The 11,547-nt window shown below is 54.0% G+C and carries 12 protein-coding genes and 1 other annotated feature; of the genes, 5 read left to right on the top strand and 7 right to left on the bottom strand.

Annotated features, from left to right (window positions below; all coding sequences use genetic code 11):
• Window positions 1-469 precede the first annotated feature (469 nt).
• From clpB to rluD, 3 genes are all read right to left on the bottom strand, one after another.
• Complete coding sequence (clpB, locus tag ACWYRJ_RS19410) at window positions 470-3,043, bottom strand: ATP-dependent chaperone ClpB (RefSeq protein ID WP_045909253.1); 2,574 nt, start codon at window positions 3,041-3,043, stop codon at window positions 470-472.
• Between the two features lie 129 nt (window positions 3,044-3,172).
• Entirely contained in the window at window positions 3,173-3,904 is a 732-nt protein-coding gene (yfiH, locus tag ACWYRJ_RS19415) for a purine nucleoside phosphorylase YfiH (protein ID WP_455508457.1), read from the bottom strand.
• The gene (gene rluD, locus ACWYRJ_RS19420; RefSeq protein ID WP_025759248.1) at window positions 3,901-4,881 is read right to left on the bottom strand and encodes a 23S rRNA pseudouridine(1911/1915/1917) synthase RluD; all 981 of its coding nucleotides are present in this window, start codon (window positions 4,879-4,881) and stop codon (window positions 3,901-3,903) included. The genes yfiH and rluD overlap by 4 nt, the downstream gene beginning before the upstream one ends.
• A 131-nt stretch (window positions 4,882-5,012) precedes the next feature.
• On the opposite strand from rluD, the gene bamD reads away from it, so the two are divergent.
• From bamD to pheA, 4 genes are all read left to right on the top strand, one after another.
• Window positions 5,013-5,750, top strand: coding sequence for an outer membrane protein assembly factor BamD (gene bamD / locus ACWYRJ_RS19425; RefSeq protein WP_023308867.1), 738 nt, complete (start codon window positions 5,013-5,015; stop codon window positions 5,748-5,750).
• Window positions 5,751-6,018: 268 nt separating this feature from the next.
• Window positions 6,019-6,360 carry a ribosome-associated translation inhibitor RaiA gene (raiA, locus tag ACWYRJ_RS19430; RefSeq protein ID WP_008502470.1) on the top strand — a complete coding sequence of 114 codons (342 nt, stop codon included), beginning with the start codon at window positions 6,019-6,021 and terminating at the stop codon, window positions 6,358-6,360.
• Between the two features lie 110 nt (window positions 6,361-6,470).
• Window positions 6,471-6,596, top strand: a sequence feature (Phe leader region).
• Window positions 6,472-6,519 carry a pheA operon leader peptide PheL gene (pheL, locus tag ACWYRJ_RS19435; protein WP_100249759.1) on the top strand — a complete coding sequence of 16 codons (48 nt, stop codon included), beginning with the start codon at window positions 6,472-6,474 and terminating at the stop codon, window positions 6,517-6,519. Its footprint overlaps the feature before it by 48 nt.
• 30 nt (window positions 6,597-6,626) lie before the next feature.
• Entirely contained in the window at window positions 6,627-7,787 is a 1,161-nt protein-coding gene (gene pheA / locus ACWYRJ_RS19440) for a bifunctional chorismate mutase/prephenate dehydratase (protein ID WP_021242003.1), read from the top strand.
• Here the strand turns inward: pheA and ACWYRJ_RS19445 are convergent.
• From ACWYRJ_RS19445 to aroF, 3 genes are read right to left on the bottom strand one after another with little or no spacing between them, the layout of a single operon-like run.
• Window positions 7,784-8,656 carry an SMP-30/gluconolactonase/LRE family protein gene (locus tag ACWYRJ_RS19445; RefSeq protein WP_455508458.1) on the bottom strand — a complete coding sequence of 291 codons (873 nt, stop codon included), beginning with the start codon at window positions 8,654-8,656 and terminating at the stop codon, window positions 7,784-7,786. The genes pheA and ACWYRJ_RS19445 overlap by 4 nt on opposite strands.
• A 60-nt stretch (window positions 8,657-8,716) precedes the next feature.
• The gene (tyrA, locus tag ACWYRJ_RS19450; RefSeq protein ID WP_111964898.1) at window positions 8,717-9,838 is read right to left on the bottom strand and encodes a bifunctional chorismate mutase/prephenate dehydrogenase; all 1,122 of its coding nucleotides are present in this window, start codon (window positions 9,836-9,838) and stop codon (window positions 8,717-8,719) included.
• Window positions 9,839-9,848: 10 nt separating this feature from the next.
• Window positions 9,849-10,919, bottom strand: coding sequence for a 3-deoxy-7-phosphoheptulonate synthase AroF (gene aroF / locus ACWYRJ_RS19455; protein WP_111964897.1), 1,071 nt, complete (start codon window positions 10,917-10,919; stop codon window positions 9,849-9,851).
• A gap of 214 nt (window positions 10,920-11,133) precedes the next feature.
• On the opposite strand from aroF, the gene ACWYRJ_RS19460 reads away from it, so the two are divergent.
• Window positions 11,134-11,430: a DUF2799 domain-containing protein gene (locus tag ACWYRJ_RS19460; RefSeq protein ID WP_455508459.1), complete on the top strand. Its 297-nt coding sequence runs from the start codon at window positions 11,134-11,136 to the stop codon at window positions 11,428-11,430.
• 10 nt (window positions 11,431-11,440) lie between these two features.
• Here ACWYRJ_RS19460 and ACWYRJ_RS19465 read toward each other — a convergent pair.
• Window positions 11,441-11,547, bottom strand: a 107-nt coding sequence (locus ACWYRJ_RS19465; protein ID WP_000300949.1) for an IS1 family transposase, incomplete at its 5' end; no start/stop codon positions are given.

Genomic DNA, 11,547 nt, shown 5'->3' on the forward strand with positions numbered 1-11,547 from the left:
CGCCAGCGTTCAATCTGAGCCATGATCAAACTCTTCAATTTAAGTTTGATGCTCGTGAATTAAACTTCGTAATGAATTACGCATGTTCACTCAGAGACTTGGCATTCATTTTTCGTCTTGCGACGTTAAGAATCCATGTCACTTTGAGTGCCCACACAGATTGTCTGATAAATTGTTAAAGAGCAGTGCCGCTTCGCTTTTCGCAGCGGCGCGGGGTGTGCATATTACGCTTTCCCGCTTCAGAGTCAAGCGTTTATTTACGCTATTCTCTGCTGACCTGGCGGCGTGTGTGCCGTTGTTCCGTGTCAGTGGAGGCGCATTATAGGGAGTAATTCTGAACCTGCAAGGATAAAGTGAAATTTACTTACTGACTGCTCACTTTCCAGGCAAAACCAACTCCAGACCTCAATTTTCGCCTGGTTTTTAAACAAAAACGAGCCGCAAGCGGCTCGTTTTTGCGTTTTGTGACTTACTGCACTGCCACAATGCGATCGTCGTTGGCTTCCAGACGGATAACTTTGCCAGGAACCAGCTCCCCGGAGAGGATCTGTTGCGCCAGCGGGTTTTCGATCTGCTGCTGGATAGCGCGTTTCAATGGACGCGCACCGTACACCGGATCGTAACCGTTCTTACTCAGCAGCTTCAGCGCATCGTCGGAGATGTGAATTTCATATCCACGTTCTTCCAGACGTTTGTACAGACGCTGCAGCTGGATCTGCGCAATCGACGCAATGTGTTTCTCACCCAGAGGATGGAATACCACCACTTCATCAATACGGTTGATGAACTCCGGACGGAAGTTATGGCTTACCACACCCAGCACCAGATCCTTCATGTGGCTGTAGTCCAGTTCACCGAAACGTTCCTGAATCAAATCGGAACCCAGATTCGAGGTCATAATGACAACCGTATTACGGAAGTCGACCGTTCTCCCCTGCCCGTCGGTCAGACGACCATCATCCAGCACCTGAAGCAGGATGTTGAACACATCCGGATGCGCTTTTTCCACCTCATCCAGCAGGATGACAGAATAAGGACGACGGCGCACCGCTTCCGTCAGGTACCCACCTTCTTCATAACCCACATATCCCGGAGGCGCCCCGACCAGACGCGAGACGGAGTGTTTCTCCATAAACTCGGACATGTCGATACGCACCATCGCATCGTCGCTGTCGAACATAAAGTTAGCCAGCGCTTTGCACAGCTCGGTTTTACCGACACCCGTCGGCCCCAGGAACAGGAACGAACCAATCGGGCGGTTTGGATCGGACAGCCCTGCACGGCTACGACGAATAGCGTTCGATACCGCCTCAACCGCTTCGTTTTGACCAATCACACGATTGTGGAGATCGTTCTCCATGCGCAGCAGTTTTTCACGCTCGCCTTCCAGCATGCGCGCCACGGGAATACCGGTCCAGCGCGCCAGGACTTCCGCGATCTCGGCATCCGTCACTTTATTACGCAACAGACGCATCGTTTTACCTTCTGACTGCGTCGCTATCTCAAGCTGTTTTTCCAGCTCAGGAATTTTGCCGTACTGCAGTTCAGACATCCGAGCCAGATCGCCCACGCGTCGCGCCTGCTCAATGGCAATTTTTGCCTGTTCGAGTTCAGCTTTAATGGTCTGCGTACCGGAAAGGGAGGCTTTCTCGGCTTTCCACTCTTCTTCCAGCTCAGAATACTGGCGCTCTTTATCGTCCAGCTCTTCATTGAGCATATCGAGGCGTTTCTTACTGGCTTCATCAGACTCTTTCTTCAGCGCCTGCTGTTCCAGCTTGAGCTGAATGATGCGTCGGTCGAGTCGGTCCAGCTCTTCCGGCTTCGAGTCAATCTGCATACGAATGCTCGACGCCGCTTCATCAATCAGGTCGATCGCTTTATCCGGCAGCTGACGGTCAGCAATATAACGATGCGAAAGCGTCGCCGCCGCAACGATGGCCGGGTCAGTGATCTGTACATGGTGGTGCAGTTCATAGCGCTCTTTCAGACCACGCAGGATCGCGATGGTATCTTCAACGCTTGGCTCGGCAACAAACACTTTCTGGAAACGACGTTCCAGCGCAGCATCTTTCTCAATGTACTGACGGTACTCATCCAGCGTAGTGGCACCGACGCAGTGAAGTTCACCGCGCGCCAGCGCAGGTTTCAGCATGTTCCCGGCATCCATCGCGCCGTCCGCTTTACCCGCGCCGACCATGGTGTGCAGTTCATCGATAAACAGAATGACGTTGCCTTCCTGCTTCGCCAGGTCGTTAAGCACGCCTTTAAGGCGCTCTTCGAACTCGCCGCGGTATTTCGCACCGGCCACCAGCGCGCCCATATCCAGCGCCAGTACGCGACGGCCTTTCAGCCCTTCCGGCACTTCACCGTTCACAATACGCTGCGCCAGCCCTTCAACGATGGCGGTTTTACCGACACCCGGTTCACCAATCAGCACCGGGTTGTTCTTGGTACGACGTTGCAGTACCTGAATGGTACGACGAATTTCTTCGTCACGGCCGATCACCGGGTCAAGTTTGCCCTGTTCAGCACGCTCGGTCAGATCGACCGTAAATTTCTTCAAAGCCTGACGTTGGTCTTCGGCTCCCTGATCGTTCACGCTTTCACCTCCGCGCATGTTCTCAATCGCCTGAGTCACATTGGCGGTGGTCGCACCGGCGGATTTCAGCAGGTCGGTCAAGGTACCGCGTGATTCAAGCGCCGCCAGAACAAACAGCTCTGACGAAATAAAGTTGTCCCCACGTTTTTGCGCCAGCTTGTCGCAAAGGTTCAGGACGCGCACCAGATCCTGCGACGGCTGAACGTCGCCGCCGGTCCCTTCGACCTGCGGTAAACGGCTCAGCGCCTGATCGATAGCGGTGCGTAACTGGCCAGCATTAATGCCAGCGGACGTTAATAAAGGACGTACCGATCCCCCTTCCTGATTCAGCAAGGCGCTCATTAAATGAAGAGGTTCGATAAATTGGTTGTCGTGCCCCAGTGCGAGGGACTGGGCATCGGCGAGAGCAAGCTGGAATTTATTAGTAAGACGATCCAGACGCATAACTCCTCCCATAACAGGTCAAATTTGCTACTGGAGATTAAATGAGGTCATCCCTCAATTATTCAAGGTTAATGACCTGAATTATGTGAAAAGAAAACGGCACGTGCCGGATCGTCTTGATTCTTTAGGTTATATCAGCCAAATGAAACTTGCCATACGCCCCGTCGTCTTGTCGCGGCGATAAGAGAAAAAATCACCCTTTTCGGTGAATGTACAGCGATCGCCGCCGAAGATCTGCGTTATGCCGACGCTGTTCAGGCGCTGACAAGCAAGCTGGTAAATATCGGCCAGATATTTATCTCCAGAAGGCAGGAAGGCGTCCACCGCTTGCGGATCTTTATCCATAAAGGCTTCGCGAACCTCCGGCCCCACTTCAAAAGCGCGAGGACCAATGGCCGGGCCAAGCCAGGCCATAATATTGGCGGGCTCATCCTTAAAGCAGGCAACTGTCTCTTCCAGCACGCCTTCACACAGTCCACGCCAGCCCGCGTGTGCTGCAGCCACCTCGGTGCCTGAACGGTTACAGAAAAGTACCGGCAGACAATCGGCGGTCATCACGGCACAAACGGTTCCCTGAGTATTGCTGTAAGAGGCATCAGCGCGTTTAGAAGCAAAGGGTTCCCCCGTCAACTTCAGCACCGCCTTGCCATGAACCTGTTCCAGCCAGACCGGTTTCGACGGCAGGTTCCCCGCAGCAAACAGACGTCTGCGGTTCTCTTCAACATGTTCCAGGTTATCGCCACAGTGCGCGCCGAGGTTCAACGACTCCCACGCGCCCTGGCTAACACCGCCAATACGTGTTGAACTGCAGGCGACCACGCCGGCAGGCAATGGCCACTCCGGGACAATCAGTTTGGTCATAACCAGTCCACTTGATCCTTATGTTCTTCGAAATCAGCACGCATGGCGTCAATAAGCTCCACCATATCCTGCGGGATAGGCGCATGCCACTCCATCTGAATACCGGTGATCGGATGGTAAAGGCGCAGCATGGTCGCGTGCAGCGCCTGACGATCGAATTTACGCAATACGCTGATGAACTCATCCGACGCGCCCTTAGGCGGACGTGGACGACCACCGTAGACCTGATCCCCCACCAGCGGATGGGTAATGTGGGCCATATGCACGCGGATCTGGTGAGTACGCCCGGTCTCCAGACGCAGACGCAGACGCGTATGAATGCGGAAATGTTCCATAATGCGATAGTGCGTCACGGCGGGTTTACCCATCGGATGCACCGACATGTGGGTACGCTTGGTCGGGTGACGGCTGATAGGCTCTTCTACCGTCCCGCCAGAGGTCATATGCCCAATGGCTACCGCCTCATACTCACGGGTGATTTCGCGCAGCTGTAGCGACTCCACCAGACGTGTCTGAGCAGGAACGGTCTTCGCCACCACCATCAGACCGGTAGTGTCTTTATCCAGACGGTGCACGATGCCCGCGCGCGGAACATCCGCGATCGGCGGATAGTAATGGAGAAGCGCGTTAAGTACCGTACCGTCAGGATTCCCCGCGCCCGGATGAACAACCAGGTCGCGCGGCTTGTTGATTACCAGTATGTCATCATCTTCATAGACGATGTCCAGTGGGATATCCTGCGGCTCGAAGCGGATTTCCTCTTCGATTTCAGCATTGATGGCGACAGCTTCCCCACCTAACACTTTCTCTTTTGGTTTGTCCCAGATCTTGCCGTTTACCATCACGCGCTGGTCAAGGATCCATTCTTTTATGCGTGAACGCGAATAATCAGGGAACAATTCGGCCAAAGCCTGATCTAAGCGTTGACCGAGCTGATTTTCGGAGACTGTTGCGGTGAGTTCTACTCGTTGTGCCATAAACTGCTTCTTCGTTTAACGTTGGGTTTTACGGCTTTGCCGTTTAATATAGTGTGCTATTGTAGCTGGTCTTAATCGGGAGCAGGAACAGAGTTTCTCCCGGACAAACATTTGAGGAAAGTCAAAACGTCATGACGCGCATGAAATATCTGGTGGCAGCGGCCACGTTGAGCCTGGCTTTGGTGGGCTGCTCCGGTTCAAATGAACAGGTCCCTGACAATCCGCCGAATGAAATCTATGCGACTGCACAACAAAAGTTGCAGGACGGTAACTGGAAACAGGCGATAACGCAACTGGAAGCGTTGGATAATCGCTATCCATTTGGTCCGTATTCGCAGCAGGTGCAGTTAGATCTCATCTATGCATACTATAAAAATGCCGATCTGCCGCTGGCTCAGGCAACCATCGATCGTTTCATGCGTCTGAACCCGACTCATCCTAACATCGACTACGTGATGTACATGCGCGGCCTCACCAACATGGCGCTGGACGACAGTGCGCTGCAGGGCTTCTTCGGCGTGGATCGTTCCGACCGTGACCCGCAGCATGCGCGTGATGCCTTCAATGATTTCTCCAAGCTGGTGCGCGGCTATCCAAACAGCCAGTACGTGACCGACGCCACCAAACGTCTGGTGTTCCTGAAAGATCGTCTGGCGAAATATGAATACTCCGTGGCGGAATATTATACCCGCCGTGGCGCATGGGTTGCCGTGGTTAACCGCGTAGAAGGTATGCTGCGCGATTACCCGGATACTCAGGCAACGCGCGACGGCCTGAAGCTGATGGAAAATGCTTACCGTCAGATGCAGATGACCGCTCAGGCTGAAAAAGTGGCGAAAATCATCGCCGCGAACAGCAGCAACACCTGATTTTGCCTCAATGCAAAACGGCAGCCCGCTGGCTGCCGTTTTTTTATTCGTTTCTGAGCATCGCTGAAGCGCCTTAGCCTCAACACATCCTGTCAACTATGGCCCCAATTTATGCCTTCTACAAGGTAAATCTCACCTCTTCCTGCCCTGCCTCACAAAAAAGATTCCCTGACAAAAACCGACAAAATAACGTGATCTAAATCACACATTTTGACATTGGGTCGGGTATGCTGGAATCACCAAGACGGAAAGACAAGAGGTAAAATTTATGACAATGAACATTACCAGTAAACAAATGGAAATTACTCCGGCAATTCGCCAGCACGTCGCAGACCGTCTCGCCAAACTGGATAAATGGCAAACTCATTTGATTAATCCACATATCATCCTGTCCAAGGAGCCGCAGGGTTTCATCGCTGACGCAACTATCAATACTCCAAACGGCCATCTGGTCGCCAGCGCAAAACACGAGGATATGTACACCGCTATTAACGATTTGATCAACAAGCTGGAACGGCAGCTCAATAAAGTGCAACACAAAGGTGAAGCCCGTCGCGCCACAACATCGGTGAAAGACGCCAGCTTCGCGGAAGAAGTTGAAGAAGAGTAATCCTTTAAATTGAGTGTACCGCCAACGCGCCTTCGGGCGCGTTTTTTGTTTTTTATTGACAGGGTGAAAACAGTACGGGTACTTTAACGGTATCAATCGCAGGATGACTTTATGAAACTTACGCCGTTCTTCTTCGCATTCTTTTTTACCTTCCCCTGAACGGGAGGCGTTTCGTCGTGTGATAAAGAATGCGAAGACGAACAACAAGGCCTCCCACACCGGGGGGCCTTTTTTATTGATAACGATAAAATGAGACAGGCAACACTATGACACCGGAAAACCCGTTACTGGATCTGCGCGTAAAAATCAGCGCGCTGGATGAGAAACTGCTGGCGCTGCTGGCCGAACGCCGCGCCCTTGCCGTTGAAGTAGGCAAAGCCAAGCTGGACTCCCATCGTCCGGTCCGTGATATCGACCGCGAGCGGGATCTTCTGGAACGTCTCATTCAGCTCGGCAAAGCGCATCACCTCGATGCCCACTACATAACCCGGTTGTTCCAGCTCATCATTGAAGACTCCGTTCTGACCCAGCAAGCGTTACTCCAGCAGCACCTCAATAAAACCAATCCACACTCTGCGCGTATCGCCTTCCTGGGACCGAAGGGCTCTTATTCTCACCTGGCCGCACGTCAGTACGCTGCACGCCATTTCGAAGAGTTTATCGAGAGCGGCTGCGCGAAGTTTGCCGACATTTTTAACCAGGTCGAGACCGGCCAGGCGGATTACGCCGTGGTGCCGATTGAAAACACCAGCTCCGGCGCCATCAACGATGTCTACGACTTGCTGCAGCACACCAGCCTGTCGCTGGTCGGCGAGCTGACGATCCCTATCGATCACTGCGTGCTGGTATCCGGTTCAACGGACCTGAACACGATCGAAACGGTTTACAGTCATCCGCAGCCGTTCCAGCAGTGCAGCCAGTTCCTGAACCGCTATCCGAACTGGAAAATTGAGTACACCGAAAGCACCTCGGCGGCGATGGAAAAAGTGGCGCAGGCTAATTCCCCCACCGTCGCGGCGCTCGGCAGCGAAGCGGGCGGCGCGCTGTATGGCCTGCAGGTGCTGGAACGCAACCTGGCAAACCAGACGCAAAACATTACCCGCTTCGTGGTGCTGGCCCGCAAGGCAATCAATGTGTCTGACCAGGTACCCGCCAAAACCACGCTGCTGATGGCAACCGGCCAACAGGCCGGTGCGCTGGTTGAAGCCCTGCTGGTGCTGCGTAATCACAACCTGATCATGACCAGGCTGGAATCACGCCCAATCCACGGTAACCCGTGGGAAGAGATGTTTTACCTCGACATCCAGGCCAACCTGGAGTCCGCTTCCATGCAGAAAGCTCTCCGCGAGCTGGGCGAGATCACGCGTTCCATGAAGGTGCTGGGCTGCTACCCGAGCGAAAACGTCGTGCCGGTCGATCCAATCTAACGTTCGATAAAGCGGCTTTTCTTCATCCCTGCCACGCCCACCGGCAGGGTGAAGATGGCCCCGGAAAGCGGATATTTCGCCACCTCCTCCGCCTCCATATTCTCCCGCGTGGTGGTAATAAACAGCGTTTTCATGTCATCGCCGCCAAAGCAGACCATCGTCGGGCAACGCACCGGCATGCGATACTCTTCCAGCTGCTCCCCTTGCGGTGAAAAACGCGCGATGCGCCAGCCGTCAAACAGCGCGCTCCAGTAACAGCCTTCCACATCCATCGCCGCGCCGTCCGGTATCCCCTCGCCCTCTTTAAACTGACGAAACACCTCGCGCCTGCCGGGTTCGCCCTGCTCATCAAGCGGCGTACGATAGATCACACCGTTTGGCGTATCTGAGGTAAACATCCACTGCTTATCCGGGCTAAACGCTAAGCCGTTATGCCCGTGGATATCGCACTGGATCACCTTCGGCGTCAGGTCGTTGTCGATGCGCATCAGCAGGGCGCCGTTGTAATCTCCCGGCCCCCAGAACGTGCCCGCATAGAAGCGGCCCTGGTGATCGGTACCTCCATCGTTAAAACGCGCCAGCTGCGGGTTAGAGGGGTTATCACACACCTTGCGGCGCAGCAGGCCGTGTTTATCGGTCAGCCAGATACCCGTTCTCATCGCAACGATAAAACCACCCTGCTCGCGCAACGCGAAACAGCCCACCTCCTCGTGGAAAGAGAGTACGGTGTGTTCCGCCGTCGGCAGATGGTAGCGGTGGATCTCTCCTTCCAGAATATCGGCCCAGTAGAGCGCCTGCTCTTCGGCGCTCCAAGTCGGGCATTCAGGCAAATGCCCGGTGTAATTTAACAGCAGCTGCGGTTCGGCCATGACAGTTCCCCAAAATGAAAAAAGCCAGCATTGCTGGCTTTCAGTATATACATCATCGCATTACTGGCGACTGTCATTTGCCTGGCGCAATAAAGTCCGACTCTCATTCTGGAAACGCTGCGCGTAGTCGCCAAACCAGTGTTCGACCTTGCGGAAGCTATCGATAAACGCCTGCTTGTCTCCGTGCTCCAGCAGCGTAATGGCTTCACCAAAGCGCTGATAGTAGCGCTTGATCAGCGCCAGGTTGTTCTCGGAGGACATAATAATGTCCGCGTAAAGCTGCGGATCCTGCGCAAAGAGACGCCCGACCATCGCCAGCTCCAGACGATAGATAGGTGAAGAGAGCGCCAGAAGCTGTTCAAGCTGTACGTTCTCTTCCGCCAGATGCAGACCGTAGGCAAACGTGGCAAAGTGGCGCAGCGCCTGAATGAACGCCATGTTCTGGTCGTGCTCAACCGCGCTGATGCGGTGCAGTCGTGCCCCCCATACCTGAATCTGTTCCAGGAACCACTGATAGGCTTCCGGCTGACGACCGTCGCAGTAAACCACCACCTGCTTAGCAAGGCTGCCGCTGTCCGGGCCAAACATCGGGTGCAGACCCAGCACCGGACCCGTATGAGCAGCCAGCATTGCCTGCAGCGGACCATTTTTGACGGAGGCCAGATCCACCAGGATGCAATCTTTCGGTAAAGGAGGCAGCTTCCCGATGATTTGCTCCGTCACGTGGATCGGCACGCTGACGATAACCATCCCTGCATCTTTCATGAGTTCCGGAGCATGCGCCCAGTCCTCTTTTTCCAGAATGCGCACCTGATAGCCAGAAAGCGTAAGCATCTTTTCAAACAGGCGCCCCATCTGCCCAGCACCGCCGACAATCACGACCGGACGCAGGGAAGGACAGAGAGTTTTAAAGCCCTTGTCGTTTTCGCTGGAATAGGACTCCCGCATCACGCGACGCAGAACATCCTCAATCAAATCCGGCGAAACGCCCAGCGCCTGCGCCTCTTTACGGCGGGAGGCGAGCATAGAGGCTTCGCGCTCCGGGACGTAAATCGGCAGGCCGTATTTGCTTTTCACCTCACCGACTTCGGCAACCAGCGCCATGCGGCGCGCCAGCAGATCCAGCAGCGCCTTATCCACTTCATCAATTTGATCGCGCAGTGCGGTCAATTCAGCAACCATAACTACCCTCTTAAGCCAGACGCGTCGCCAGCTGGCCGTTTAAATCTTTATGGATCTCACGCAGCAGTGCATCGGTCGTCTCCCAGCTGATGCAGGCATCCGTCACGGAGACGCCGTGCTTCATGGCGCTGCGCGGTTGTTCAGATGATTGATTGCCTTCATGAATATTGCTTTCAATCATCAGACCGATAATCGAACGATTGCCATCTTTGATCTGTGCGACCACGGATTCCGCAACCGCAGGCTGGCGACGGTAATCTTTATTCGAGTTACCATGACTGCAATCTACCATCAGTGCCGGGCGCAGTCCCGCCTGCTCCATCTCTTTTTCACACTGGGCCACGTCCGCCGGGCTGTAGTTAGGGGCTTTACCGCCGCGCAGGATCACGTGGCCGTCCGGGTTACCCTGCGTTTGCAGGAGGCATACCTGGCCTGCCTGGTTGATACCGACGAAACGGTGCGGCATGGCGGCAGCGCGCATGGCATTAATCGCCGTCGCCAGGCTGCCATCGGTACCGTTTTTAAAACCAACCGGCATCGACAGGCCAGACGCCATCTCGCGGTGGGTTTGCGATTCTGTGGTACGCGCGCCAATCGCGGACCAGCTGAACAGATCGCCCAGGTACTGCGGGCTGTTCGGATCCAGCGCTTCGGTTGCCAGCGGCAGCCCCATGCTGACCAACTCCACCAGCAGGCGACGCGCAATCTTCAGGCCTGCTTCCACATCAAACGAGCCATCCATGTGCGGATCGTTAATCAACCCTTTCCAGCCGACGGTAGTACGTGGCTTCTCAAAATAGACGCGCATCACCAGATAGAGGCTATCGCTGACCTCCTCCGCTAATGCTTTAAATCGACGAGCGTACTCAATGGCGGTTTCAGGATCGTGAATGGAGCAAGGACCACACACCACCAGCAGGCGCGGATCGCGGCCGGCGATGATATTTGAGATGGTCTGACGCGAGTGCTCAATCTGAGCCTCCTGCGCGACGCTCAGCGGAAATTCTGCTTTCAGTTGATCCGGGGTAATTAAAACCTGTTCGTCAGTGATATGTACGTTGTTCAGCGCGTCTTTTTGCATGATGGCGATCCTGTAAAGCTCGTTTGCGATAGTTGTTTTCCTCAATGAGGTGAAACCACGATACCATAAAAAGTAAACATTTCAATCCAAAATACGTACACATTACTTTACACAAACCAATTTATTGCAAAAAACAGCCGCCAAAAACGTAAACTTTAAATTACAGACATATATTCTTAAGCCAGGCTATGCTGAAGAAAAAAGGAGAATGGCTATGCGTTCAATTGCTCTCATGCTGTTGTCGCTGTTTTTAACGGGCTGCCAGATCAATCCTTATACCTTTCAGCCCGACTGGACCAGTCCCTCCTGGTTTGATGCAGGTAAAGAAGACGCCATGAATGGCCTGCCGGTTAAAGATAACCAGACCCTGGCCGATAGTTTTAACGACACCCACGTTGATCGTAGTGAATATCTTCGCGGCTACGCTGACGGCCAAAAGAAAGTCTGCGAAGAAGGGTTTATTCACGCCTGGGGATTAGCGGGCAAATCTTTCCCTGCCAGTTGCGGGTAATGACTCCAACTTATTGATAGTGTTTTATGTTCAGATAATGCCCGATGACTTTGTCATGCAGCTCCACCGATTTTGAGAACGACAGCGACTTCCGTCCCAGCCGTGCCAGGTGCTGCC

Source organism: Enterobacter sp. (genome assembly GCF_977039595.1).

Coding starts and splice junctions, on each gene's coding strand:
- clpB (WP_045909253.1), bottom strand. CDS start 3,043: ATGCGTCTGGATCGTCTTACTAATAAATTCCAGCTTGCTCTCGCCGAT.
- yfiH (WP_455508457.1), bottom strand. CDS start 3,904: ATGACCAAACTGATTGTCCCGGAGTGGCCATTGCCTGCCGGCGTGGTC.
- rluD (WP_025759248.1), bottom strand. CDS start 4,881: ATGGCACAACGAGTAGAACTCACCGCAACAGTCTCCGAAAATCAGCTC.
- bamD (WP_023308867.1), top strand. CDS start 5,013: ATGACGCGCATGAAATATCTGGTGGCAGCGGCCACGTTGAGCCTGGCT.
- raiA (WP_008502470.1), top strand. CDS start 6,019: ATGACAATGAACATTACCAGTAAACAAATGGAAATTACTCCGGCAATT.
- pheA (WP_021242003.1), top strand. CDS start 6,627: ATGACACCGGAAAACCCGTTACTGGATCTGCGCGTAAAAATCAGCGCG.
- ACWYRJ_RS19445 (WP_455508458.1), bottom strand. CDS start 8,656: ATGGCCGAACCGCAGCTGCTGTTAAATTACACCGGGCATTTGCCTGAA.
- tyrA (WP_111964898.1), bottom strand. CDS start 9,838: ATGGTTGCTGAATTGACCGCACTGCGCGATCAAATTGATGAAGTGGAT.
- aroF (WP_111964897.1), bottom strand. CDS start 10,919: ATGCAAAAAGACGCGCTGAACAACGTACATATCACTGACGAACAGGTT.
- ACWYRJ_RS19460 (WP_455508459.1), top strand. CDS start 11,134: ATGCGTTCAATTGCTCTCATGCTGTTGTCGCTGTTTTTAACGGGCTGC.